At 70.7% G+C, this 24,880-nt stretch carries 24 protein-coding genes and 2 tRNA genes; 17 read left to right on the plus strand and 9 right to left on the minus strand.

Going from position 1 to position 24,880, the window contains the following annotated elements:
* Positions 1-114: 114 nt before the first annotated feature.
* The 3 genes from J5X86_RS20265 (at position 115) to J5X86_RS20275 (ending at position 1,167) form a co-directional block, all read left to right on the plus strand.
* Positions 115-381: a hypothetical protein gene (locus tag J5X86_RS20265; protein WP_208518169.1), complete on the plus strand. Its 267-nt coding sequence runs from the start codon at positions 115-117 to the stop codon at positions 379-381.
* A gap of 115 nt (positions 382-496) precedes the next feature.
* The gene (locus J5X86_RS20270) at positions 497-859 is read left to right on the plus strand and encodes a WhiB family transcriptional regulator (RefSeq protein WP_208518170.1); all 363 of its coding nucleotides are present in this window, start codon (positions 497-499) and stop codon (positions 857-859) included.
* Positions 856-1,167 (plus strand): hypothetical protein, encoded by a 312-nt coding sequence (locus J5X86_RS20275; RefSeq protein WP_014054760.1) that lies wholly within the window; start codon positions 856-858, stop codon positions 1,165-1,167. The genes J5X86_RS20270 and J5X86_RS20275 overlap by 4 nt, the downstream gene beginning before the upstream one ends.
* Before the next feature lie 185 nt (positions 1,168-1,352).
* Here the strand turns inward: J5X86_RS20275 and J5X86_RS20280 are convergent, their stop codons facing one another.
* Positions 1,353-2,885, minus strand: coding sequence for an AarF/ABC1/UbiB kinase family protein (locus J5X86_RS20280; RefSeq protein WP_208518171.1), 1,533 nt, complete (start codon positions 2,883-2,885; stop codon positions 1,353-1,355).
* Positions 2,886-2,960: 75 nt separating this feature from the next.
* Positions 2,961-4,100 (minus strand): ThiF family adenylyltransferase, encoded by a 1,140-nt coding sequence (locus J5X86_RS20285; protein ID WP_208518172.1) that lies wholly within the window; start codon positions 4,098-4,100, stop codon positions 2,961-2,963.
* 265 nt (positions 4,101-4,365) lie between these two features.
* Here J5X86_RS20285 and J5X86_RS20290 point away from each other — a divergent pair, with 265 nt between their 5' ends.
* The 4 genes from J5X86_RS20290 (at position 4,366) to J5X86_RS20305 (ending at position 8,399) form a co-directional block, all read left to right on the plus strand.
* Complete coding sequence (locus tag J5X86_RS20290) at positions 4,366-4,989, plus strand: M48 family metallopeptidase (protein WP_208518173.1); 624 nt, start codon at positions 4,366-4,368, stop codon at positions 4,987-4,989.
* Positions 4,990-5,135: 146 nt separating this feature from the next.
* Positions 5,136-6,929 carry a TerD family protein gene (locus J5X86_RS20295; RefSeq protein ID WP_208518174.1) on the plus strand — a complete coding sequence of 598 codons (1,794 nt, stop codon included), beginning with the start codon at positions 5,136-5,138 and terminating at the stop codon, positions 6,927-6,929.
* Positions 6,930-6,940: 11 nt separating this feature from the next.
* Positions 6,941-7,624: an AIM24 family protein gene (locus J5X86_RS20300; RefSeq protein WP_208518175.1), complete on the plus strand. Its 684-nt coding sequence runs from the start codon at positions 6,941-6,943 to the stop codon at positions 7,622-7,624.
* 16 nt (positions 7,625-7,640) lie between these two features.
* The gene (locus J5X86_RS20305; protein ID WP_208518176.1) at positions 7,641-8,399 is read left to right on the plus strand and encodes an AIM24 family protein; all 759 of its coding nucleotides are present in this window, start codon (positions 7,641-7,643) and stop codon (positions 8,397-8,399) included.
* 71 nt (positions 8,400-8,470) lie between these two features.
* Here J5X86_RS20305 and J5X86_RS20310 read toward each other — a convergent pair whose 3' ends face one another.
* Entirely contained in the window at positions 8,471-8,998 is a 528-nt protein-coding gene (locus tag J5X86_RS20310) for an NUDIX hydrolase (RefSeq protein WP_208518177.1), read from the minus strand.
* Positions 8,995-10,479, minus strand: coding sequence for a zinc-dependent metalloprotease (locus J5X86_RS20315; RefSeq protein WP_208518178.1), 1,485 nt, complete (start codon positions 10,477-10,479; stop codon positions 8,995-8,997). Before J5X86_RS20315 ends, J5X86_RS20310 begins: the two co-directional genes overlap by 4 nt.
* A 192-nt stretch (positions 10,480-10,671) precedes the next feature.
* Here J5X86_RS20315 and J5X86_RS20320 point away from each other — a divergent pair, with 192 nt between their 5' ends.
* The 4 genes from J5X86_RS20320 to J5X86_RS20335 all read left to right on the plus strand — a co-directional run bounded on the left by J5X86_RS20320 (position 10,672) and on the right by J5X86_RS20335 (position 14,039).
* Positions 10,672-11,781 (plus strand): NAD-dependent epimerase/dehydratase family protein, encoded by a 1,110-nt coding sequence (locus J5X86_RS20320; protein ID WP_078643469.1) that lies wholly within the window; start codon positions 10,672-10,674, stop codon positions 11,779-11,781.
* A gap of 187 nt (positions 11,782-11,968) precedes the next feature.
* On the plus strand, positions 11,969-12,427 hold the full coding sequence (locus J5X86_RS20325) for a molybdenum cofactor biosynthesis protein MoaE (protein WP_093470487.1): 459 nt from the start codon (positions 11,969-11,971) through the stop codon (positions 12,425-12,427).
* 257 nt (positions 12,428-12,684) lie between these two features.
* Complete coding sequence (locus J5X86_RS20330) at positions 12,685-12,867, plus strand: hypothetical protein (protein ID WP_208518180.1); 183 nt, start codon at positions 12,685-12,687, stop codon at positions 12,865-12,867.
* A 77-nt stretch (positions 12,868-12,944) separates the two neighbouring features.
* The gene (locus J5X86_RS20335; RefSeq protein WP_208518181.1) at positions 12,945-14,039 is read left to right on the plus strand and encodes a PDZ domain-containing protein; all 1,095 of its coding nucleotides are present in this window, start codon (positions 12,945-12,947) and stop codon (positions 14,037-14,039) included.
* A gap of 21 nt (positions 14,040-14,060) precedes the next feature.
* On the opposite strand, the gene J5X86_RS20340 is transcribed toward J5X86_RS20335, so the two are convergent.
* Positions 14,061-14,627, minus strand: a complete 567-nt coding sequence (locus J5X86_RS20340; protein ID WP_208518182.1) for a PPA1309 family protein — start codon at positions 14,625-14,627, stop codon at positions 14,061-14,063.
* A 134-nt stretch (positions 14,628-14,761) separates the two neighbouring features.
* On the opposite strand from J5X86_RS20340, the gene J5X86_RS20345 reads away from it, so the two are divergent.
* The 4 genes from J5X86_RS20345 (at position 14,762) to J5X86_RS20360 (ending at position 20,130) form a co-directional block, all read left to right on the plus strand.
* Positions 14,762-17,707, plus strand: a complete 2,946-nt coding sequence (locus J5X86_RS20345; protein ID WP_208518294.1) for a UPF0182 family protein — start codon at positions 14,762-14,764, stop codon at positions 17,705-17,707.
* A gap of 70 nt (positions 17,708-17,777) precedes the next feature.
* Positions 17,778-17,851 (plus strand) — tRNA-Met (locus tag J5X86_RS20350).
* Between the two features lie 181 nt (positions 17,852-18,032).
* Positions 18,033-19,880: a tetratricopeptide repeat protein gene (locus J5X86_RS20355; protein ID WP_208518183.1), complete on the plus strand. Its 1,848-nt coding sequence runs from the start codon at positions 18,033-18,035 to the stop codon at positions 19,878-19,880.
* Between the two features lie 173 nt (positions 19,881-20,053).
* Positions 20,054-20,130 (plus strand) — tRNA-Met (locus tag J5X86_RS20360).
* A gap of 81 nt (positions 20,131-20,211) precedes the next feature.
* Here J5X86_RS20360 and J5X86_RS20365 read toward each other — a convergent pair.
* Positions 20,212-20,625 carry a Fur family transcriptional regulator gene (locus J5X86_RS20365; RefSeq protein WP_059149453.1) on the minus strand — a complete coding sequence of 138 codons (414 nt, stop codon included), beginning with the start codon at positions 20,623-20,625 and terminating at the stop codon, positions 20,212-20,214.
* Positions 20,626-20,787: 162 nt separating this feature from the next.
* Between J5X86_RS20365 and J5X86_RS20370 the strand changes: the two genes are divergently transcribed.
* A complete protein-coding gene (locus J5X86_RS20370; RefSeq protein WP_208518184.1) occupies positions 20,788-22,254 on the plus strand; it encodes a catalase in 1,467 nt (488 codons plus the stop codon).
* Positions 22,255-22,416: 162 nt separating this feature from the next.
* On the opposite strand, the gene J5X86_RS20375 is transcribed toward J5X86_RS20370, so the two are convergent.
* Positions 22,417-22,809 carry a cyclic nucleotide-binding/CBS domain-containing protein gene (locus J5X86_RS20375; RefSeq protein WP_208518295.1) on the minus strand — a complete coding sequence of 131 codons (393 nt, stop codon included), beginning with the start codon at positions 22,807-22,809 and terminating at the stop codon, positions 22,417-22,419.
* 174 nt (positions 22,810-22,983) lie between these two features.
* Positions 22,984-23,778, minus strand: a complete 795-nt coding sequence (gene hisN / locus J5X86_RS20380; protein WP_208518185.1) for a histidinol-phosphatase — start codon at positions 23,776-23,778, stop codon at positions 22,984-22,986.
* Positions 23,779-23,949: 171 nt separating this feature from the next.
* On the opposite strand from hisN, the gene J5X86_RS20385 reads away from it, so the two are divergent.
* Positions 23,950-24,510 carry a TetR/AcrR family transcriptional regulator gene (locus tag J5X86_RS20385; RefSeq protein WP_208518186.1) on the plus strand — a complete coding sequence of 187 codons (561 nt, stop codon included), beginning with the start codon at positions 23,950-23,952 and terminating at the stop codon, positions 24,508-24,510.
* 20 nt (positions 24,511-24,530) lie between these two features.
* Here J5X86_RS20385 and J5X86_RS20390 read toward each other — a convergent pair whose 3' ends face one another.
* Entirely contained in the window at positions 24,531-24,854 is a 324-nt protein-coding gene (locus J5X86_RS20390) for a multidrug efflux SMR transporter (protein ID WP_014054781.1), read from the minus strand.
* Positions 24,855-24,880: the final 26 nt, after the last annotated feature.

Below are 24,880 nucleotides of genomic sequence, written 5' to 3' on the forward strand. Positions count from 1 at the left end.
AGCCTTCCGAGCACGGAGACAACGGCCCTTCCAGGAGCCGAGGATTCCGTGTTGTACTGAACACCCGGACTGGTTTCGATCGGTCCCTGAGACGCCGAGAGGAGGCGAAGACCAGTGATCAGCTTCATCAACACCATCAAAAAGGCCGATCGATCGGTCGTCGCCACCTGCCTGCTCGGCTCCGCGCTTCCTGGCACCGGTATGCCCGGCGTCGATGAGGCGCGCCTCAGTGAGCGACCGATCCAGGCACCTGCGGTAACGGCAGTGGCACAGGCAATGGCCTATGCCTTTGCGGCCAATGGTGCCGAATCCCGGACGACGCAGCAGCACCACAAGAAGTGGGCCTTCCGCAGGCTCGAACCCTGGAGTTATCCAGCCTGATCCAGGATCAGGTCGGCACCTTCCAGGGCCGCGGAACCCACACCGGGATCCGCGGCCCTTTTGATTTGCCAGAGCCCGGCCACCAGCCGGACCAAAGAGACGAGGACCACACACCGTGCAACTCAACGCACACACCCCGTCCGCATCGACCGACCTGAACCGACCGCCTGACTCCTCGGAGGACTCCTTGACCCCGCTCACCGCCCTCACCGAACTCGATGAGGCCATCGAGAACCTGGGTGTAGCTGTTCCGTGCCGTTCGTACGACCCGGAGGTCTTCTTCGCCGAGTCCCCGGCCGACGTCGAGTACGCGAAGTCGCTGTGCCAGACCTGTCCGCTGCGTGAGGCCTGCCTCGCCGGTGCCAAAGACCGTCGCGAGCCCTGGGGCGTCTGGGGCGGGGAGCTCTTCGTCCAGGGCGTGGTGGTCGCCCGCAAGCGGCCGCGTGGCCGCCCGCGTAAGAACCCGGTTGCGGCATGAGCACCACCGGCACCATCGATCGCCCAGCGACGCACGACCCCATGAAGCAGGTCCCGACGATGACCCCACCGGTCTCCGACACCCCAGCACCCGAAACCTCCGGCGCGCCCGAGTCGCGCCAGAACAGGAACCGAGAGATGCAACTCATCCAAGAAGCCCTGGCGCGTGCGCATATGCACGACCGGCTTCAGGAGGCAGAGTCCGAACGGCCCGCCGCTCGGCTCGCCGCCGCCCGCCGGATGCAGCGCCGCGCGGAGCGTGCCTCGCTCCGCGCCCGCCGCGCCCTGGCCATGGCGCTCATGCAGTGACCACCAGGTGCGGCACCGGCCAGAGCCGGGGCTGACATCACCACACGCCGACGGGTCATACGCTGACCCGTCACGTGACCACAGAGGGCCGGTCCGATCGGACCGGCCCTTTGGCTACCCCGAAGCGCCCGCGCTCCGGGGCGACACCACCCGGCGGCGGAGGCCCGGCCGGGTGGCGCGCGTGCTCAGGCTGAGGTCTCCGCGGCCTCGGACTTCTCCTCGGTGCCTTGTGCGGCACCTTCTCCGGCTTCGGCGGCTTCGGCGGTTCCAGCGGCTTCTTTGGCTGCGGGGCCTTCTTCGGTTCCGGCGCGATCTTCGGCTTCGGCGGCTTCTCCGGTTGCGGTGGCTTCTTCGGTTTCGGCGCGGTCCTCGGACTCCGGGTCCTCGGCGAAGCCGGGGACCCACGCTTCGAGTTCATCCCGCAGCCGCACCGTGGCGCCCAGCTGGCACAGCACCCCGATGGTGCTCAGGGTCACCCGGTGGATCAGCAGATAGGCGGGCGGCAGATTCAGCTGATTGCTCAGCTCATAGACGGGGGAGTGACGGTCGGCCATCCGCGCTGCCTGGCTGCGCAGCCACTGCCGGTCGAAGACGAACGCGTCGACCTGGGCCGGTTCGAGCATCGGCAGCAGAAAGTCCAGCAAGTGGTCCGGGTCCATCTCAATGGTCGGCTTGACGAAGCCCTCCCCGCGCATCAGCTCGTAGACCCCCATGGCGTCGCCCTGGAGCGCCATGCGCAGTGCGATGCCGATGGGCTCCGGAAGCCCTTCCGGGAGCCGGTTCACCGAACCGAAGTCCAGCACCCCCAGCTTCCACCGCTCCGGCGGTCCGTCCGGGGCGTCACCGGTCAGCAGCCGGAAGTTTCCCGGATGCGGATCGGCGTGCAGCAGCCCGGTGCGGGACGCCCCCGAGAACAGGAAGCGGGCCAGCAGTTGCCCGGCGCGGTCCCGCTCCTCCTGGGTGCCGTCGGCGATCACCTCGGAGAGCGGTATCCCCTCCAGCCATTCGGTGATCAGTATCTGATCGCTCTGGTGCACCACCTCGGGCACCACGATCTCCGCGTCCTGTGCGTACTCCTCCGCATGGGCCCGCTGGGACGCCGCCTCCAGTTCGTAGTCCAGCTCCTCGGCGACCCGCTCGCGCAACTCCGCGATCAGCGGCTTGATGTCCAGCCCCGGCACCAGCGGCCCCAGCACCCGGGCGAACCGGCTCAGTTGGTTGAGGTCGGACAGCAGCGCCTCGCCCGCGCCCGGGTACTGCACCTTGACCGCCACCGTGCGCCCGTCGTGCCAGACCGCCCGATGCACCTGCCCGATCGAAGCGGAAGCCGCCGGCTTGTCCTCGAACTCCTGGAACAGCTCCGGCCAGTCCGGGCCCAGCCGCTCCTCCAGCGCCGCGTGGACCGTGCGGCTGGGCATGGGAGGGGCCGCTTCCTGGAGCTTGGTCAGGGCCGCCCGGTAGGGCCTGGCTATCTCCTCGGGCAGCGCCGACTCGAAGACCGACATGGCCTGCCCGAGCTTCATGGCCCCGCCCTTGAGCTCACCGAGGACCTTGAACATCTGCTCGGCGGTGCGCTGCTGTACCTCGCGCGCGACCATCTCCGCCGGCCGTCCCCCTATCCGCTTCCCGAGCCCCCACGTGGCGCGCCCCGCGAATCCCAAGGGCAGCGCCGCCAGTTTGGCGGTACGGGTGATCGCCTTGCGCGGCAGATCGGTCATGCGCCCCTCCAACTACAGCCGTGCCATCCCGGAGGGTGGCCCCCGGGCCCCCGTCGCCCACTCCACGGACGTGGGTCACCCGGACATTGTCGCGTGCGGTGCCTCTGCGGCCGAGGCATATACGGCATCCTCCTCCCCGGCCGCTCCGCAGCCGCATCCGGGATGTGCTACGACCGGACGCGCCTCCCAGACGAGGGAGGGAAGCGCCAACTCCCACCGGACACCCGCGCCCCCGGAAGGCCGGCCGTCGAGGAAGGCCAGCGCCTGCACCGCGGTGAGCCCCGCCACCACCATCGCCAGTGCCGCGTCACAGGCCGGCGCGGTCCGCCGGCGCCCGGACCGCCACTGCGCGAGCATCCGCGGCCAGACGGGCTCCCGCTCGGCACGGCCCGCCGCGGCGCAGCCCGCGCAGGGCGTCATGCCCGGCACCACCAGCGGCCCCACCACCCCCGTCGCCTCGATGACTCCCGCATAGAGATGGGGTGTACCGGAGGCGAGCAGCGGCTGGGCCGGCTCCGGATCCGGTGCGTACGCGGCGAGGCCGTCACGCGGGGCGATCACCACAAGCGCCAGACCGGGCTCTCCCGAGGGGGCCCGCTCTTCTGCGCAGGTCCGCTCACGCACCGACCGGCGCGGGAGCGGGCCGGGCGCGGTCTGTCGCACCACGCGGCGCGTGGCCACATCCCGGCGCTCCCCGATCTGCTCGGCCAGCAGCCCGCCGGGAGCCACATCCCAGGGCTCGACGCGGCCTCCGTCCACCACATCGACCCGGCCGATCCCCGAGCCCGACAGCGCGGCCGCGACCGCTGCCCCGACCCGGCCGGCGCCTCGCACCTGAACCCGCATCGCCCGCCGTGCGGCAAGCAGCCGCGCCGCCGCCCCGGGCTCGGGATGCAGCACCGACAGCGCCCCCGCGTCGGGCCGCAGCCGGTCCAGGGCCGCGGCGGGCTCACCGCCGTCCCTCGGCTCGTCCAGCAGACCGGCCGCCGCCAGCCGGTCCACCAGTGCGTCGGCCCGCCCCTCCGGCAGCCCGATGGCCCGGGCCTCCTGCCGCAGCAGCGGCAGCCCGCGTGTGCCGTCCAGCAGCTCCAGAAAGCTGCCCGTGGCTGTGTCCACCGGCCCCATCACCACCGCATGCGCCCGGGCCACCCCGAACTGGATCGTGTCCCGGCTCCGCCAGCCGCGCCGCAGCGCGGGCTTGAGCATCGGATGCATCGCCGCCCCCCGTTTGATGTTCTGTGTATCTTCGTGTCTGTACTTACCTATTCATGACTTTTCGCGTTGAGTCGCACCGGTTCGCTTCCGTTGCACCGCCCTCAGCATGCGGGCCGGCGCCCGGAGCCCGCAGAGCGTTATCCACAGGCGGTGGAATAAGTCGTACGAACACCGGTCGTACAAGCCGTGCACACCGTGGAGTGGTTCGGTCCGCAACAAGGTGCGGGGCGGGACTTCCCCGGCGGCCACCGGGTAACGTCGGGGCGTGCCCGCCGATCCGTCCTCTCGCACCGCGGGGGAGAACCCCCGCAGCGCCGCGAGCGCACCGCGCACCGTCCCGAGCCCGCAGAGCCGAGGCTCGGGCGCGAGCGCGGTCGAGGTCCGCCGGAGCACCCGGCGGCGCAGGACGGTCTCCGCCTATCGCGAGGGCGACCGCACCGTCGTCCTCATCCCCGCCCGGATGTCCGAGGCCGAGGAGCAGCGCTGGGTGAGCGTCATGCTGGACAAGCTGGCCGCGCAGGAGAGCAAGCGGATGCTGGGCGACGCGGAGCTGGCCGCCCGCGCCGAGCTGCTCTCCGGCCAGTACCTGGGCGGGCGGGCCCGGCCCGCCTCCGTCCGCTGGGTCACCAACCAGAACACCCGCTGGGGGTCGTGCACCCCCGCCGAGGGCAGCATCCGGCTCTCGCACCGGCTCCAGGGCATGCCCGAGTACGTCGTGGACTATGTGCTCCTCCACGAACTGGCCCATCTGCTGGTGCCGGGTCACGGTCGGCGCTTCTGGCAGCTTCTGGAGGCGTATCCGCGGACCGAGCGGGCGCGGGGCTATCTCGAAGGAGTCGTCGCCGCCGGGCGGTTGCCGCATCTCTCCGGGCCGGACGACCAGCCGTAGGGGCCACGCGCGTGCCGTAACGGAACCACCCCCGTGCCGTAACGGAACCACACCCGTGCTCCTTGGCGTCGCTCATAGTCGGCGGCAGCGGCTAGCCTGGCGCGCAATGCACTCACCGGTACGGCGATGGGGGACGGTCCTAACGTATGGCCAGGGAATTCCAGCGCGGCCACAAGGCCAGGATCAGTGATCTGACGGCCGGGAGGGATCTGTACGTCGGGGTGCAGATCGCCGGGCCCGGTCTGACGTTCGACATCAGCTGCTTCGGGCTCGACGCGGACGAGCGGCTGTCGGACGACCGCTACTTCATCTTCTTCAACCAGCCGAAGTCTCCTGAAGAAGCGATACAGCAACTCGGGGCGCAGGCCGGTGACACGGATTCGTTCCGCGTCACGCTCGACAGCATCCCCTCCGCCATCCAGAAGCTTTCGTTCACCGCGACCCTCGACGGCGCCGGGCAGATGTCGCAGATCGGCCCCGGCTATATCCGGATCGTCGCGGGCGGCGAGGAGGTGGCCCGGTATTCCTTCACCGGTTCGGAGTTCAGCACCGAACGCGCGGTGATGCTGGGCGACTTCTACCTCAAGGACGTCTGGCGGTTCGCCGCCGTCGGGCAGGGCTTCGACGGGGGACTGGACGCGCTGCTCAAGAACTTCGGCGGTGAAGTGGCCGAGGAGGAGCCCGCCCCCGCGCCCACCCAGGGCGTCGCGCCCGGTTTCGCGCCGCCCGGCCAGGCGGCCCCCGCCCCGGGCTTCGCGGCCCCGGCCGCGACGACTGCCCCGGCCGCCCCGGCGCCGCCCGCACCGCAACCCGCCCCCGCCTTCGGCGCTCCCCAGGGAACGCCGCCCCAGGGAACGCCGCCGCAGGGAACGCCGCCGCAGGGAACGCCGCCGCAGGGGATGCCGCCCCAAGGGATGCCCGCCCCGGGTACGCCTCCGCAGGGCCCGCCCCAGGGAACGCCCCCTCAGGGCGTTCAGCCGCCCGCCCCCGGCACCCCGCAGATGCACGGCGCCCCGACCATCGCCGCACCCATCGCGCCGCCCGGGCAGGTGCCGCCCCCTGGGCAGGTGCCCCCGCCCGGCCAGGTGCCGCCGCCCCCGCCTCCGGGCCAGCAGGCCCCCTTCGGGCAGCCTCCGGGCCAGACCCAGCCCGCCCCCGCGCCGTACGGCCAGCCGCCCGCGCAGCCGTACCCCGGCCAGGCCGGCCAGCCCGGCCACCCCGGTCAGCCCGCTCCTTACGGTCAGCCGCAGGCCATGGGCGCCCCCCAGGGCGGTGGCGCGCCCGGGCTCCAGGCCGCGCTCGCCCAGTACCGCGAGGCGCCCACCGGCCAGCGCTGGACGCCGCAGAACCCCCGGCTGATGCGGGTCGACCTCGGCGTCGGCGGGCAGCCCGTGCTCGCCCGCCAGGGCACGATGGTGCTCTACCAGGGCAAGGTCGACTTCAGCTACAAGGGCGCCGGCTTCCGCGGCCGGATCGTCGGCAACGCGACCGGCCAGGAGATGCAGCTGATGCGCTGCACCGGCCAGGGCCAGGTCTTCCTCGCCGAGAACGCCGCCGAACTCCACCCGATCGAGCTCCAGGGCGACGCCATCTGTGTCGCCGCCGAGAACGTACTCGCCTTCGACGAGTCGCTGCACCACGAGGTGCGCCGGATCGAGGGCCACGGCATCCCCGGCGGCGCGCTGTTCACCATGCAGTTCCAGGGCACCGGCACCGTCGTGGTGAAGACCGAGGGCACGCCGGTCGTCCTCCCCGTCACCCCGACCACCTTCGCCGACAGCAACGCCATCGTGGCGTGGTCCGCCGGATCCCAGGTGATCATCTCCAGCCAGGTGCGGCTGCGCCGCAGCGCCTACCCCGGCCACAGCGGGGAGACCGTGAACCTCCAGTTCCGTGGCGCGCCCGGCAACTTCATCGTCGTCCAGCCCTACGAGGTCTGAAGGAGCCCGTCATGGACCAGCAAATGATCTCGGGCTTCGCACCCGCCCCGGTCGCCGCTCGTATGGAGAACCACGGCGCCAGCCTGCTCAAGGTCGCCATGCAGAGCGGCCAGGACCTCTTCGCCCGCACCGGCTCGATGGTGGCCTACGAGGGCTTCGTCCAGTACGAGCCCAACCCGCCCGCGGTACGTCAGAGGGCCTCCCAGTGGCTGACCGGCGAGGGCGCCCCGCTTATGCGGTGCAGCGGCGACGGACTGCTCTACCTGGCCGACTACGGAGCCAACGTCGTCTGCATCAACCTCAACGGCGATGCGCTGTCGGTCAACGGCACCAACCTCCTCGCCTTCGACGCGCATCTCCAGTGGGGCGTCGAACGGGTCAAGGGCATCGCCAAGTTCGCCGGGCAGGGCCTGTTCAACGTGGGCGTCTCCGGCACCGGCTGGGTCGCCCTGACCTCCCGCGGCACCCCCATCGTGGTCGACTGCGGCCGCGGTGAGGACGAGACCTATGTGGACCCGGACGCACTCGTGGCCTGGTCCTCGGGGCTCAAGGTGAAGGGCAAGCGCAGCTTCAAGGCGTCGTCCCTGATCGGCCGGGGCAGCGGCGAGGCATATCAGCTCGGCTTCTCCGGGCAGGGCTTCGTCGTCGTACAGCCCAGTGAGGACAGCACCGACCGGCTCCGGGCCCGGGGCTGAGGGGGAGGGACACCAGATGCAGAGCCCGCTTTTCGCCTTCACCGAGGCCCAGACGCAGGACCGCTACGCGCTGCAGAACCCGCAGCTGCTGCGGGTCGCCCTGAGTGGCCATGAGGATGTGCTCGCCCGTAAGGGCAGCATGGTCGCCTATCAGGGGCTCATCGAGTTCGACGGCGAGTACCAGACGCCGGGGCAGCGCATGACCCGCAGCCGCGCCGGTGAGGGCCTGGACCTGATGCGCTGCTCCGGGCAGGGCACGGTCTACCTCGCCAACCTCGCCCAGCACATCCATGTGATGGACGTGGACCACGACGGGCTGACCGTCGACAGCTCCTATGTGCTCGCGATCGACTCCACGCTGCACTGGGAGACGATCGCGGTGGACAGCCAGTACGGGATCTCCGGCTCCGGCAAGTACAACCTCAACATCTCCGGCCACGGCAAGGTCGCGCTGATGACCTCGGGGCAGCCGCTGCTGCTCCAGGTCACCCCCGACAAGTACGTCAACGTCGACGCGGACGCCATCGTCGCCTGGTCCAGCTCGCTGCGGGTCCAGATGCAGGCGCAGACGCACTCCTCGGGCGTCTGGCGGCGGCGCGGCAACACCGGCGAGGGCTGGGAGCTCAGCTTCCTCGGCCAGGGCTATGCCCTGGTGCAGCCCAGTGAGCTGCTCCCGCCGCAGAACGCGGTGATGGGGGGTGGCGTGGCCGCGCAGTTCGGCATGGGCCAGCAAGGTGCCCGCGGTCAGAACCAGGGCAACATCTTCAGCAACTGACCGAGGCCACGTTGATCACGCTGATGGAGCACGGCGGCCGCGGACTCCCCGGTTCGCGGCCGACGCGCTCCTCACAACAGCGCGCGGGTGCGCGTCACCAGGTGCCGCACCGACTCATCGGCCACATCCGCCACCTCGTCGTAGCCGAACCAGCGCAGATCCAGTGACTCGTCGCTGATCGCCGCCACCGCGCCCCGGGGCGCGACCGCCGCGTACTGAACGTCCAGATGCCAGGCGCAGGGGGTGTGGTGCCGGTCGAGCCGTACCGGGCCGCCCGGCAGCAGCGTCAGCCCCTCGATTCCGGACTCCTCGGTGGCCTCGCGCAGCGCCGCGCCCGCGAGCGTGGTGTCATCCGGCTCGCAGTGGCCGCCCATCTGCAGCCACATCCGCAGCTTCCGGTGCAGGGTGAGCAGCACGCGCTTCCGGTCCGGGTCGACCACCAGGGCGCTCGCCGTGATGTGGCCGTCCCCGCACGCCTTCCACATGCCGTCCGGATACGCGGCCAGATGGTCGCCGTAATGCCGCCGCAGCCGCTCCTGGGCGGCATCGGGCGCGGGCCACTCGGTGAGCACCCGCGCCGCGTCCTGGTGCAGACTCACTTCTCGCCGTCGCCCCGGTCGTCGTCCTCGCCGCCCTCGCTGTCCTTACGGAGGTTGGGACGGTCGGGGTCGTCCTTGCGGAGGTCGGGGCGCTCGGGGCCGTCCTTACGGTCCTCACCGCTCGCCGCCTCACCGAGGATCTTGTCCAGCTCGGAGAAGTCGAGCTGCTCGCCGTGGACGAAGCCGTCCGGGTCGTCGAGGTCCTGTGCCGTCGGCAGCATGTCCGGATGCGCCCACAGCCCGTCGCGTCCCTCCAGGCCGCGGGCGTCGGTCAGCGAGGCCCACAGCCGGGAGGCGTCCCGCAGCCGGCGCGGTCGCAGCTCCAGGCCGATCAGCGTGGCGAAGGTCTGCTCGGCGGGGCCGCCGCTCGCCCGGCGCCGCCGCAGCGTCTCGCGCAGGGCGTCGGCGGACGGCAGATGCGGCTTGGCGGCGGCGTGCACCACCGCGTCCACCCAGCCCTCGACCAGTGCCAGAGCGGTCTCCAGACGCGCCAGCGCGGCCTTCTGCTCGGGGGTGTCCTCGGGCTGGAACATGCCCTGCTGCAGTGCCTCCTGCAACTGCTCGGGGTGGGTCGGGTCGAGCTGGCCGACCGCGTCCTCCAGCTTGGCGGTGTCGACCTTGATGCCGCGGGCGTACCCCTCGACCGCGCCGAAGAGGTGCGAGCGCAGCCACGGCACATGGGCGAAGAGCCGCTGGTGGGCCGCCTCGCGCAGGGCCAGATACAGCCGGACCTCTTCCTTGGGCACGCCGAGGCCGGAGCCGAGCGCCGCGATGTTGACCGGCAGCAGGGCCGCCTTGCCCGCCGGGCCCAGCGGCAGCCCGATATCGGTCGAGCCGACCACCTCGCCGGCCAGCACGCCCAGCGCCTGCCCGATCTGGGTGCCGAACATGGCGCCGCCCATCGAGCGCATCATCCCGAGCAGCGGGCCGGCCATGGCCTGCATCTCCTCGGGCAGCACATCACCCATGGCGGCACCGACCCGCTCGGCGACCGGGTCCACCAGGTCCTTCCACACCGGCAGGGTCGCCTCGACCCATTCGGCGCGGCTCCAGGCCACGGCGCTCCCGGAGCCCGAGGGCAGCGAGGTGACGCCGTCCAGCCACAGGTCCGCCAGGCGCACGGCCTCCTGGACCGCGGCACGGTCGGCGGGGCCGACGCTCTCGTCCTTACTGCCGTCGGCGGTGCCGCGCGCCACGGTCTGGCGTGCGATGTCCTTGGCCATGTCCCAGTTCACCGGGCCGCCCTCGTAGGAGAGCATCTGCCCGAGCTGCTGGAAGGCGGCGCCCAGGTCGCCCGGATTCAGCGAACCGAACATCGCGGCGAACGGGTTGTCCGCGCCGCCCGCTCCGCCGGGTCCGCCGCCGAACCCGAAGGGATCCGCGGGGCCCTGCTCGCCGCCCTGGCCGCCCTTCTTCTTGCCGTCGTCGCCGTCCTCCGGCTCCTCCGGCGGAAGGCCGAATCCGAATGGGGTGTCACTCACGGGTTTCCTCGGCTCGTTGGGCCACCGGCTCCCGGGCCGGTGGCGGATGCCCGACATCACCACCCAGCCTAGACACCTCGCCGGTTTCCGGGCTCGGTGCTTCGCTGATCGCCGCCCTGCGGCAGGATGGACGTCACCTGGTACGTATGCGTGCATGCGCTCCGTACTGAAGACAACCGCTGGAGACGCCCGGTGAGTTCCCCAGACCGAGAAGTTCGCGCTGCGCGAAACGATACGGCTCGCACCGCACGACGACCCGTCGTCGCGGTGACCGGTGCCGCCTCGGGCCCAGGTGCCCTGCTCACGCAGCGGCTCGCGGAGTCCGAAGAGGTCAAGCAGGTCCTGGCCATCGATGAACGCCGCGGTGAGGTGACCGAGGCGCAGTGGCATGTGCTGGACGTCCGCGATCCGGCCATCGCCGAGAAGCTGCGGGGCGCGGACGTGGTGGTGCACCTCGCCGTCGACCTGGACCTGGGCACCGACTCCGCCGCCCGCACGGCCTACAACGTGCGCGGCACCCAGACCGTCCTTACGGCCGCCGCGGCGGCCGGGGTGCGCCGGGTGGTGCTGTGCACCTCCGCGATGGTCTACGGGGCGCTCCCGGACAACGCCGTGCCGCTCGCCGAGGACGCGGAGCTGCGGGCGACCGCCGAGGCCACCGGCGTCGGCGATCTCCTGGAGATCGAGCGGCTCGGGGAGCGCGCGCCCCGGGCGCATCCGGGGCTGAATGTGACCATCGTGCGCCCGGCGATCCTGGTCGGCGGCACGGACACCGCGCTCACCCGCTACTTCGAGTCACCGCGTCTGCTGGTCGTCGCCGGATCCCGTCCCACCTGGCAGTTCTGCCATGTGGAGGACCTGGTCGGCGCGCTGGAGTACGCCGCTCTGGAGAAGGTCGAGGGTGAGCTGGCGGTCGGTTGCGAGGGCTGGCTGGAGCAGGAGGAGGTCGAGGAGCTGTCCGGAATCCGGCGCATGGAGCTGCCCTCGGCGGTCGCCCTGGGCGCCGCCTCCCGGCTGCACCGGCTCGGTCTGACGCCGTCCCCGGCCGGCGATCTCGCGTACACGATGCACCCGTGGGCGATCAGCGGCAGCAGGCTGCACGCGGCGGGCTGGCGGCCGCGCTGGACCAACGAGGAGGTCCTGGCGGAGCTGCTGGAGGAGGTCTCCGGCCGCCATACGGTCGCCGGCCGGCGCCTGGGCCGTAAGGACGCCACGACACTCGGCGCCGCGGGCGCGACCGTGGCCCTGGTGGGCACCGCGGCGATCGTGCGCCGCGCCCGTAAGGCGCGGCGCAGGGCCTGAGACGGGTCTGGCGAGGGCCTGAGACGGGTCTGGCGAGGGCCTGAGACGGGTCTGGCGAGGGCCTGAGAAGGGTCTGGCAAGGGGCTTGCCCAGGGCCTGTGACGCGCCTGGCACGGGTCTGGTCCGGAAGGCGCCTTCCGGGATCCGGTATTACGCGAGGACGGGACGGTGCGGCACGATGGACGGCATGGCACATTCGTACGATCACCCCGGCGAACTCGCGGCCGCCAACCCCATCCGGCTGCTCGCCGTCCGTGACACGCCCCTGTCCGTGGACGAGGTGTTCGGGGCGGTGGGCGATGCCGCGGCGGGCGGTACGGCGCTGTTCGTGGGCACCGTGCGCAACCACGACGGAGGCGCGGAGGTCGGCGCCCTCGGCTACTCCGCGCATCCGACCGCCGAGGCCGAGCTGCGCCGGGTGGCCGAGAAGGTCGTGGCCGACTTCCCCGTGCGCGCGCTGGCCGCTGTGCACCGGGTGGGCGATCTGGTGATCGGCGATCTGGCCGTGGTGGTGGCCGTCTCCTGCCCGCACCGCGCGGAGGCGTTCGCCGCCTGCCGCCGTCTGATCGACGACCTCAAGCGCGAGGTGCCGATCTGGAAGCACCAGTCATTCGCGGATGGGACCGAGGAATGGGTGGGCGCGTAGCGCCTCGTTGAGGGGTGGTGGTCGGGTGACGGGAGGGCGGGTGGGCGCGTAGCGCCTCGTTGAGGGGTGGTCGGGTGACGGGAGGGCGGGTCGGGGCGTAGGTCGGGGCGTAGAGGGAATGCGCTAGAGCACGGAAGGGTGTACTCCACTTGCGTAACCCCCACCCTGCCGTGAGCGTTGACCTGGCAGAGGACTAATCTGCTCATCTGTCAGTCGCGGTCGTGAGCCGCGATTTTTCCAGGGGTCGGGAGGCTGCTGTGGGTGCGCTTCTCTGGTTGCTGATTCCGCTGTTCGCGGCGATAGCCGCGGCGATATACGCGGGCATAGCCGCCCGAGCCGTAAAACGGAAGTCCGGGGGGGACGTAGCTGAGTTGGCCGGATACGCCCGCTTCCGCGAGGCGATGGAGCGCCGGCCCTCCGATTCGGACGCCGCGGCCTGACCGCGCCCCGTCCGCGCCGCCCCTCGTACGGACGGCCCCGACAGTGGACTGACGGACGGGTCCCGTACTGTCGTTCCATGCCACGCCGCACCGCGACGATGCTCGCCTCCCTTCTGATGCTGATCGCGCTGCTCTGCGCCGGAGTGCTGATCCCGGTGCCGTATGCGGAGATGTCTCCCGGGCCGACGTACAACACCCTGGGCGAGCACAACGGAGAGTGCGTGCTGCAGATCTCGGGCCGCAAGAGCTGTGAGACCACGGGTGGCCATCTGAACATGACCACGGTCCGCGTCACCGGCTCCGAGTACCGGATGAACCTCGTGGAGGCCGTCTACGGCTGGCTGGCGCACGATGACGTGGTCGTGCCGCACAGCACCCTCTACCCGGACGACAAGACCCCGGACCAGGTCGACCAGCAGAACGCCGAGGAGTTCACCCAGTCCCAGGAGTCCGCCAAGGTCGCCGCGTTGCGGGCGCTGAAGAAGCCGGTCACCGCGCATGTCATCGTGGGCGCGGTCCAGAAGGGCGCCCCGGCCCAGGGCAAGCTGCACGCGGGTGACGTGATCAAGTCGGTGGACGGCACGGCGGTGCGCGAGCCCGATGACGTCGCCAAGCTGGTCACCAAGCACAAGCCGGGCCAGAAGGTGGTCTTCTCGGTCGTGCCGGCCAAGGACGTGGCCGCGGCGGAGAAGCGCGGCAAGCAGCCCACCGGCGAGGAGCGCGTCACGATCACCACCGCGAAGGCGGACCAGGGCCCCTCCCGCGCCATCGTGGGCATCCAGGCCGGGGTCGACTACACCTTCCCGTTCCGGATCGACATCAAGCTGGCGGACGTGGGCGGGCCCAGCGCGGGTCTGATGTTCGCGCTGGGGATCGTGGACCGGCTGTCGTCCGGGGATCTCACCGGAGGGAAGTACATCGCGGGCACCGGCACCATCGACGACAAGGGCACGGTCGGTCCGATCGGCGGGATCGAGATGAAGACGATCGGCGCGCGCGACGCGGGCGCCCGCTACTTCCTGACGCCCAAGGAGAACTGCGCGGCAGCCGCCAAGGACGTGCCGGGCGGCCTGCGGCTGGTCAAGGTGCACACGATCGACGACGCCCTCAAGGCGCTCGAGAAGATCCGTAAGGGGGACACCGCCGGTCTGCCGAAGTGCGCGACGGGCTGAGCGGCGCCCCCCTCTCAGTGGTCAGTCGGTGGCGAAGGTGGCGGCGAGCGCCTCCGCCAGGCCCGGCACCAGGCCGGCACCGGTGAGCACCTCGGTCGGGGAGTCCTTCTCCCGCAGCCGCAGTGCCGACTCGCGCCCGCCGTCCCGTAGCACGGCGACGGTCATCCGGACCTCCTGGCGGTCCGGGTGCTCGGCGACCCACTTGGCCAGCTCGGCGTCGGCCAGGCCCTTGGGTACGGAGCCCTCGGCGGACGGCGGCAGCATCTGCCGCTCGACGGTCAGGGCGCAGCCGGTCACGGCGTCGGGCCAGGCGATGGTGGCGAGGAACTCGTCCAGCGGGGCGCCGGAGGGCAGCTCGTCCTGCTCGATGGGGGTCAGGGTGATGGCGGTCTCCTCGCCGCCCTCGTCAAGGCCGAGCTGGGAGGCGAGGCCGGGCTCCTCGGCGCGCAGCCGGGCGGTGTCGACGAGGGCGAAGAGCCGGGCGGGCTGGTCCCAGCCGAGCCCTGAGGCGTACTCGTCAATTTCGAGGACGGCTCGGGTCAGAGGATTCGAGGCCAGCGGGTCGGTGCCGGGGGTTGCGTTGGACATGGTTCATATCGTGCCCTGTTCGGACCCGGAAACGGGAACTGAGTAAAGCCTGAGTAAGTTGCATCAGGTGGGCCCTGGAGTTCAGGGTCCCTCAATCGACAGCGAACTTCGAGGTGCGCACCTTGGCTTTCCAGATGCCGGACCGCGGCGGAGGCCCGACGGGGCCGCGGATGAGAGTCGGCCGACCGTCCCGGCGTGCCAGAACACTGCTCATGACCTTGGGCGTGCTGGCCGTATTGGCCATGCTCTTTGTCATGTTTGCCGGGTTTTGGACGGATTGGCTCTGGTATCGCTCGCTTCATTACTCGTCCGTCTTCAGTACGACCCTGAAGACGAAGATCGGGCTGTTCTTCGTCTTCGGCGTGCTGATGGCCACGGCGGTGGGGATCAACATCTGGCTGGCGCACCGGCTGCGGCCGCCGCTCAGCGCGATGTCCATGGAGCAGCAGAGCCTGGACCGCTACCGGATGGGCATCGCCCCGTTCAAGAAGTGGGTGCTGCTCGCGGTCACCGCCCTGGTCGGGCTGATCGCGGGCGCCTCGGCGGCCGGCCAGTGGCGGATCTGGCTGCTGTGGGTCAATGGGGTGCCGTTCGGCCAGAAGGACCCGCAGTTCCACAAGGACGTGGCGTTCTACGCCTTCGATCTGCCCTGGTACCGCTTCCTGCTGAGCTTCGGCTTCGCGGCCACGGTGCTCTCGCTCATCGCCGCCGCCCTGGTGCACTACCTCTACGGAGGACTGCGGGTCACCAGCCCCGGTGCCCGCGCGACCGCCGCGGCCACCGGCCATCTGTCGGTGCTGCTGGGCGTCTTCGTCGCACTCAAGGCGGTGGCGTACTGGCTGGATCGCTACGGCCTCGCGGTGAAGTCCAGCGACTTCAAGGCGACGGGCAACTGGACAGGTCTGCGCTATGTGGACGCCAATGCCTATCTGCCCGCGAAGACGATCCTGTTCTGCATCGCGGCCATCTGCGCGGTGCTCTTCTTCGCGACGCTGTGGCGCCGCACCTGGCAGCTGCCGGTCATCGGCTTCGGGCTGATGGTGCTGTCGGCGATCCTCATCGGCGGGCTCTACCCGGCGATCGTGCAGAAGTTCCAGGTCCAGCCGAACGAGCAGGCCAAGGAGGCGCCGTACATCCAGAAGAACATCGAGGCCACGCGCCAGGCGTACGGCATCGATGACTCCAAGGTGGCGGACTACTCCGGCAAGAACGACAGTGAGGGCGGCGAGAAGCTCCGTAAGGACGCCAATACGACGGCCAGTTACCGGCTGATCGACCCCAGCGTCATCTCGCCGACCTTCCAGCAGCTCCAGCAGGAGCGGAAGTACTACCAGTTCCCCTCGACGCTCGACGTCGACCGCTACAAGGGAGCCGACGGCAAGGACCAGGACACCGTCGTCGGTGTGCGCGAGCTGAACCTCAACGGCATCCCCAAGCGGAACTGGATCAACGACCACTTCACCTACACCCATGGCTACGGCATGGTGGCGGCGAAGGGCACCACGACCGATCCCAACGCGGACCCGGCCGGCTCGCCGGACTTCACCGAGTCCGGGCTGCCCACCAAGAGCTCCAGCGGCGGCGGGGTCGGCACCTACAAGCAGCAGGTCTACTACGGCGAGAAGACCGATCAGTACTCGATAGTCGGTGGCCCCCAGAAGGAGCTCGACTACGAGAAGAACGGCGAGAAGACCACCAGCTACAAGGGCAAGAGCGGGGTCAGCCTCTCCAACCCGGTCAACCGCGCCGCCTACGCGGTGGCGTTCGGCGAGCCCCAGATCCTCTACTCGGGCGCGATCGGCGACGGTTCGCGGATCCTGTACAACCGCACCCCCAAGGAGCGCGTCGAGAAGGTCGCCCCCTGGCTGACCATCGACGGCGACGCCTATCCGGCGGTGGTCGGCGGCCGGATCAAGTGGGTCGTCGACGCCTACACCACGACCAACGGCTATCCGTACGCCTCGCGGACGACCCTGGGCGACAGCACGGCCGACTCGCTGAGCGACGGAGACCGCTCGGTGGTCGCGCAGCAGAACAAGGTCAACTACATCCGCAACTCGGTCAAGGCGACCGTGGACGCCTACGACGGCACGGTCAAGCTCTACGAGTGGGACACCAAGGACCCGGTCCTGAAGACCTGGGAGAAGGCGTTCCCGGGCACGGTCGAGCCCAAGGAGAAGATCAGCAAGGACCTGATGGAGCATCTGCGGTATCCGCAGGATCTCTTCAAGGTCCAGCGCGAGCTGCTGACCCGCTACCACGTCACCGACCCGACGCAGTTCTACAGCGGCAGTGACGCCTGGCAGGTCCCCGAGGACCCGACCCACAAGGACGGGAACGCGGTACCGCCGTACTACCTGAGCATGAAGATGCCCGACCAGAAGGGGCAGACGTTCTCGCTGACGACGACCTTCACCCCCAACGGGCGTCCCAACCTGGGCGCGTTCATGTCGATCGACGCGGATGCCAACAGCAAGGACTACGGCACGATAAGACTGCTGAAGGTCACCTCCAACGTGCCAGGGCCACAGCAGGTGCAGAGCGAACTCAACGGTGATCCGGAGGTCGCCGAGTTCGTCCGGAACCTCAGAGGCACCGACTCCGACATCGAGTACGGCAATCTGCTCACCGTGCCACTGGACGACGGCTTCCTGTATATCGAGCCGGTCTACGCCCGCGGTGGGAGCGCCAACTACCCGCTGCTGAAGAAGGTGGGCGTCTCCTACGGCAAGGAGACCGTCTTCAAGGACACCCTGGGCGAGGCCCTGGACGCCGTCTTCGGCGAGTCGTCCGAGGAGCATCAGCCACCGGGCGACGGCGGGCAGGAACCGCCGTCCAGCGCCAACCCCACGGTGAAGGAAGCCCTCAAGGACGCCCAGGAGGCGTATCAGGACGGCCAGGACGCGCTCCAGAAGCAGCCGCAGGACTGGGAGGCGTACGGCAGGGCCCAGGACGATCTGAGGGACGCTCTGAACCGCGCGGCCAAGGCGGAGGAGAAGGCGGGCGACAAGCCGGGGCAGAAGCAGAACCAGCCACAGAGCCAGAGCGCCGCCGACGGCTCCGGCAAGAAGGGCGGCTGACCCTCTGACGACCTGCGAGAACGGCCGGGCGGCCGACCCCGCGCACCGTGATACGGTGGTGACAACACAGCGCGGGGTGGAGCAGCTCGGTAGCTCGCTGGGCTCATAACCCAGAGGTCGCAGGTTCAAATCCTGTCCCCGCTACTGACAGACACGGCCCGGATCCGCAAGGATCCGGGCCTTGTTGTGTGTTCTGCGAGCGTCCACTCGGGGAATGCGGATACAAGCGTTTGGGTTGTCTCTCTGTGGGCATGTCGACAAAACGCTGAAGTGACCTCCTCGGCTGCGGTATACCAGGTGTACGCCGGATGCGGGTGATGCCACGATGGGATTTATGGGGGACAGGGTCAGTCTGTTGGAGACAGGGCGTTTTGCGCATACGCACGACGATGCCGAGGAGGAGACCCGGCACCGTCGTGCCGCCGAGGCCGGTGACACCGCCGCGATGAGCGCACTGGGCGCGCTGCTGCTGCGCCGTGGCGACGTCGACGGCGCGGAACCGCATCTGCGGGGAGCCACCGCGGCGGGCGATCGCGCCGCCGCCAACAACCTCGGCGTTCTGCTGCACCAGCGCGGCTACGCCGACGAGGCGGCCGGCTGGTGGCGCATAGCCGCCGTCGCCGGATCCGCCGCCGCGGCCCACGCCCTGGGCCGGCACCACCGTGAGCGGGGCGATGAGCCCGCCGCCGAGTACTGGCTGCGCCAGTCCGCCGAATCCGGCCACACCCTGGGCGCGTACGCGCTGGGCGATCTGCTGGAGCACCGCAGCGACATCGGCGCCGAGCGCTGGTTCCGCACGGCCGCCGAGCGCGGCCACCGCGAGGCCGCGTACCGGCTCGCCCGCATCCTGGACGACCGCGGCGACGAGGGCGACGAGCCGGCGGCCGAGCGCCGCCGCGGCGCCGACGGGGCCGGGCGGGAAGAGGCCGAGCAGTGGTACCGGCAGGCCGCCGCGCGCGGCCACCGGCGCGCCGCGCTCCACCTCGGCACGCTGCTGGAGAAGCGCGGTGAGACCAAGGAGGCCGGCCGCTGGTACCTGATGTCCGCCAAGGACGGTGAGTCCCGCGCCGCCTGCGCGCTGGGCTTCCTGCTGCGCGACGCGGGCGACACGGACAGCGCGGCGGTCTGGTGGCACCGGGCGGCCCAGGACGGCGACGGCAACGCCGCCAACGCGCTCGGCGCGCTGCACGCCGACCGGGGCGAGACCCAGACCGCCGAGCGCTGGTACCGCGCCGCGCTCGACGCCGGGGACATCAACGGCGCCTACAACCTCGGGCTGCTCTGCGCCGAGCAGGGCCGCACCGCACAGGCCGAGCAGTGGTACCGCCGCGCCGCCTACGCGGGCCACCGCGAGGCCGCCAACGCGGTCGCCGTGATGCTGCTGCAGCGCGGCGACGCGGCGGGCGCCGAGCCGTGGTTCTCCAAGGCGGCCGAGGCGGGCAGCGTCGACGCCGCGTTCAACCTGGGGATCCTGTACGCGGGCCGGGGCGAGGGCCGGGCGGCCCGGCAGTGGTACGAGCGGGCCGCCGCCGCCGGGCACACCGAGGCGGCGCTGCAGGTCGGCCTCGCCCTGCAGCGGGACGGCGACCTCCAGGGCGCCGAGCGCCATCTGCGCTGCGCCGCGGGCGGCGGCAGCGCCGAGGGCGCCTTCCGGCTGGCCGCGCTGCTGGACCGCTCGTCGGTCGGCGGCGACCCGGCGACCGGCACCGGTTTCGGCAGCTCGTCGGGGACGCGCTTCCCGACCCCGCCGCCCGACGACGGCTCCGGGCCGCACGTCCCCGAGTACGAGGAGTGGTACGAGCGCGCCGCGCGCCAGGGCCACCGGCGGGCCCAGGTGCGGGTGGGCATGTTCGCGGCCGCGCGCGGCGACGTGGTCGAGGCCGCGCGCTGGTACCGGGCGGCGGCCGAGGCGGGCAGCAGCAACGGCGCGTTCAACCTGGGGCTGCTGCTGGCCCGGGAGGGCAGCGAGCCGGAGGCCGCCCTGTGGTGGACGCGTGCCGCCGAGGCGGGGCACGGCCGGGCCGCGCTGCGGCTCGCGCTGCTCGCGGCCCGCCGCGGGGCGCTCACCGAGGGGCAGCGGTGGTGTGCGCGGGCGGTCGAGCTGGGGCCCGCGGAGGTCGCCGAGCGCGCGGCCCGGCTGCGGGACGCGCTGCAGCAGGAGCTCACGGCGTAGCAGGAGCTCGTGGAGTAGCGGCAGCTCGCGCGTAGCAGGAGCTCGCGGCGTAGTGGGTAGCTCACGGCGTTGTGCTCCGGGCCGGAACCCCGGCCCGGAGCCACCGGCGGGCGTCCCGCCGCTAACCGGTTTGCTCTTGCTGTCCACCCCGGGTTAAGGTTGCAACACAACGACGCGGGGTGGAGCAGCTCGGTAGCTCGCTGGGCTCATAACCCAGAGGTCGCAGGTTCAAATCCTGTCCCCGCTACCAATACGAAAGGCCCGGATCCTCCAGGATCCGGGCCTTTCGCCTGTTGTGGCCGTCTGTCGTGGCCGTCTCTCGCCGTCGTTGTCAGGCCGCACAGTCGGGGCAGAGCCCCCGGTAGGTCACCTCGACCGCGGAGATCGCGAAGCCGTAGCGCTCCTGCGTGGGCAGGTCGGCGAGCAGATCGCCGGAGGGGTGGACATCGCGGATCGTGCCGCACTTCGCGCACACCAGGTGCTGATGCGCGTGATGTGCGTTCGGGTCGTAGCGCTTGGCCCTGCCGTCCGTGGTGACCTCGATCACCTCGCCGAGCGAGACGAGCTCGCCCAGGGTGTTGTAGACGGTCGCGCGGGAGATCTCGGGCAGGCGCTCGGCCGCCGCCGCGTGGACTTCGTCGGCGGTGTAGTGCACATGGTCCCCGTCGAGGACCTCGGCGACGACACGCCGCTGCGCCGTCAGCCTCCAGCCGCGTCCCCTGAGCCGTTCCAGCAGGTCACTCATGCCATTCACCTATCAGTCAGATAAGGACAAGGGTAGCAGCGGACGAGTCCTTGACCAGATCGGGTACGACTTTCCAACGCTTCTTGACTTAGACATTGTCCAATGTAGGATCAAGAACAGCCCCAGACCAAGGGACAGAATGCGAGTACGCAGGAGGCGCACGTGACGGTCCAGGACAACATCACTGGTCCGCTGACCACGGAGTCCGGGGCTCCGGTGGCGGACAACCAGAACAGCGAGACGGCGGGCGTCGGCGGTCCGGTCCTCATCCAGGACCAGCACCTGATCGAGAAGCTCGCCCACTTCAACCGCGAGCGGATCCCGGAGCGGATCGTGCACGCGCGCGGAGCCGGTGCGTACGGCACCTTCACCGTGACCGCGGACGTGACCAAGTACACCCGCGCGTCGTTCCTCTCCGAGGTCGGCAAGCAGACCGAGACGTTCCTGCGCTTCTCGACGGTCGCCGGCAACCTCGGCTCGGCGGACGCGGTGCGCGACCCGCGCGGCTTCGCGCTGAAGTTCTACACCGAGGACGGCAATTACGACCTGGTCGGGAACAACACCCCGGTGTTCTTCATCAAGGACGCCGTCAAGTTCCCCGACTTCATCCACACCCAGAAGCGCGACCCGTACACCGGCTCGCAGGAGGCGGACAACGTCTGGGACTTCTGGGGGCTCTCGCCCGAGGCCACCCACCAGGTGACCTGGCTGTTCGGCGACCGCGGCATCCCCGCCTCGTACCGCCACATGAACGGCTACGGGTCGCACACCTATCAGTGGAACAACGCCGCGGGCGAGGTCTTCTGGGTGAAGTACCACTTCAAGACCGACCAGGGGATCAAGAGCCTCACCACCTCCGAGGCGGCCGAGACCAGCGGTCTGGACCCGGACAGCCACCAGCGCGATCTGCGCGAGGCCATCGAAGGCGGTGACTTCCCGACCTGGACCGTGCAGGTGCAGATCATGCCGGCGGCCGACGCGGCGAACTACCGCTTCAACCCGTTCGACCTGACCAAGGTCTGGCCGCACGAGGACTACCCGCCGATCGAGATCGGCAAGCTGGAGCTGAACCGCAACCCGCGGAACATCTTCGCCGAGGTCGAGCAGTCGATCTTCTCGCCGGCCCACTTCGTGCCGGGCATCGGCCCGTCGCCGGACAAGATGCTCCAGGGCCGCCTCTTCGCGTACGGCGACGCCCACCGCTACCGCGTCGGCATCAACGCCGACCACCTGCCGGTGAACCGTCCGCACGCGGCCGAGGCGCGCACCTACGGCCGGGACGGCTTCCTGTACGACGGCCGTCACGCGGGCGCGAAGAACTACGAGCCCAACAGCTTCGGCGGCCCGGCGGAGACCGGCCGGCCGCTGTGGCAGCCGTCCCCGGTCTCCGGCCGGACCGGCGACCATGAGGCCCCCTCGCATGCCGAGGACGACGACTTCGTCCAGGCGGGGAACCTCTACCGGCTGATGTCGGACGACGAGAAGGCGCGCCTGATCGAGAATCTGGCGCAGTTCATCGCCAAGGTCTCCCGCGATGACATCGCACAGCGGGCGATCGAGAACTTCCGCAAGGCGGACGCCGACTACGGCAAGCGGCTGGAGGCCGCGGTTCAGGCCCTGCGCGGCTGACGGACGCTTGCCGTATCAACCGAAGAGGCCGGACGCCGTTGGGCTCCGGCCTCTTCGGGTGCCGGGCGCGGTGTGCCGTAGGCGGGTGCGCCGGATGCGGCGCACTGGACGCGGGGTGCCGGGTGTGAAGTCCGGTTCCGGTTCCGGTCCGCCGGGGGCGCCTCAGGCCGGTACGGGCTGGGGAATCGGGGCCCAGCAGCGGATGATGTCGCGCACCGACACCACCCCGACGGGGCCGTCCGAGTCGAGGACGACCAGATGGCGGAAGCCGCCCTGGGTCATCGTGCGGGCCGCCTCGTCCAGCGTCCACCCGGGGGCGGCGAAGACGACATCGGCGGTGGTGTGGTCGTGCGCGGTCTCCTGGTCGGGGTCCTGGCCCGCCCCCACTGAGTTGAGGATGTCGCGCTCGGTGAGAATCCCCAGGCCGCAGGTGTCGGTATCGAGCACGATGGCTGATCCGACCCGGCGTGCGGACATCAACCGGGCGGCCTGACGGAGCGTGTGCGCGGGGCCGATGGTGAGGACCACCGAGCTCATGGCGTCACGGACGTGCATGGGCATGGATGGAGCCACCTCCTTGGTGAACCCATTCGAGAATAGATTCACAAGTTCACAAGGTCCTGGATTCTCATGTTCACATGCCTTGGTGGATCCAACAAGGGCGCGCGGAGGCCGACGGGCCGCTGAGCGCGCCCCGCGCTCCGGTTCACACTCCGGTTCCTTCGGTTCTCACGCCCGCAGATAGTCCAGCATCGCCCCGTGCAGCAGCCCATTGGACGCCGCCGCGTCGCCGCTGTTCGGGCCCGGTACGCCATCGAGCCCGGTGAAGCGGCCGCCCGCCTCCTGGACGATCACCGCGTTGGCCGCCATATCCCACAGCGACAATTCCGGTTCGGCGCAGATGTCCACCGAGCCCTCGGCGACCATCATGTACGGCCAGAAGTCGCCGTAGCCACGGGTGCGCCAGCAGGCGCGCGTCAGATCGAGGAAGCCGTTCAGCTTGCCGCGCTCCTCCCAGCCGCTGAGCGAGGAGTACGCGAACGAGGCGTCGGAAAGGCTGTTCACCTTCGAGACGGCCAGCCGCGACGCGGAGGACAGGCTGCGGCCGGTGTACGCCCCCAGCCCCTCGGCGGCCCACCAGCGGCGTCCTAGCGCCGGCGCGGAGACCACCCCGACCACCGGGCGGTCGCCGCCCTCACCGCGCTCCATGAGGGCGATCAGGGTGGCCCAGACCGGGACCCCGCGCACATAGTTCTTGGTGCCGTCGATCGGGTCGACCACCCAGCGCCGCGGGCCGCTGCCCACGTTGCCGAACTCCTCGCCGAGCACCGCGTCGCGCGGCCGGGCGCGCTGGAGGGAGCTGCGGATCAGCTCCTCGGCCGCCTTGTCGGCCTCGCTCACCGGCGTCATATCGGGTTTTGTCTCGACCTTGAGGTCGAGCGCCTTGAACCGCTCCATGGTGGTCGAGTCGGCGGCGTCGGCGAGGACATGGCCGAGACGCAGGTCATCGTGGTAGTCGGGCATGGCCGAACAGTATCGAGCGGAAAAGACCGGGAGCCACGCGACTCCACATGACCAGGGACGCGGGCCGTACGGGTCGGCCCGTGCGGGGCTCTTGACTTCATCTGGCGGCCCGTCAATTCTGTCGGGCACATGCCGCTGGGAGGCGGCGATGGCCCGCTCTGGGAGGCGACGATGCCCGCAGCGCGTGAATCCTTACTCGACGCGGCCTTCGCCGCGCTCGAGGGCCGTCCGTGGCCAAGGGTCAAGATGGCCGAGGTCGCGGCGGCGGCCGGGGTCTCCCGGCAGACCCTCTACAACGAGTTCGGCAGCAAGGAGGGCCTCGCCCGCGCTCTGGTGCGGCGCGAGGCCGACGCGTATCTGAGCGGGGTCGAGCGGGCGCTGTCCGGGGTGTCCGGCGCGGCGGGCCCCAGGGAGCGGCTGGCCGCCGCGGCGGTGTGGACGGTCCGCTCGGCGACCGAGAATCCACTGGTGCGGGCGGTGCTCACGGGCTGCTGGAACGAGCGGCTGCCGACGCCCGTAAGGACGGCACCGCCCGGCCCGCTGCCCGCGCCGGGCGAGCTGCTCGGCCAGGCGCGGGACCGGGCGGTGCGGCTGCTGGCGGGCGACTGGCCGCCCGGTGCGGTCGAGCTGCCGCTGGCCTTCGAGGCGGTCGCCAGGCTGGCCCTGTCGTACGTGGTGGCGCCCGCCCCGGCGGCGGATGTGGCCCGTATGGTGCGCACGGTGCTGGCCTGAGCCGACCCGGGCGGCCGGGCTCAGTGGGCCGAGCCGGAGAGCTGGAGTCCTATCACGCCGATGATCACCAGGCTGATGGAGACGATCTTGAGCATGGAGACGAGATCGTCGAGGAAGATCATGCCGTAGATCGCCGTCCCGGCGGCCCCGATCCCCGTCCACACCGCGTACGCGGGCCCCACGTCGAGCTTCTTCAGCGACAGCGTCAGCAGCCCGAAACTGCCGAGCGCGAACGCGCAGAACGCGACCGTCGGCCAGAGGCGGGTGAAGCCGTGCGAGAGCTTGAGACAGACGGCGAAGCCCGTTTCGAGAAGCCCGGCGACCACGACCAGCAGCCACGCCATAGACATGCCCTCCCGTGTCGCCGTCG

The organism is Streptomyces sp. NEAU-YJ-81 (assembly GCF_017592595.1).
In the GTDB taxonomy this organism is placed as follows: domain Bacteria; phylum Actinomycetota; class Actinomycetes; order Streptomycetales; family Streptomycetaceae; genus Streptomyces; species Streptomyces hygroscopicus_B.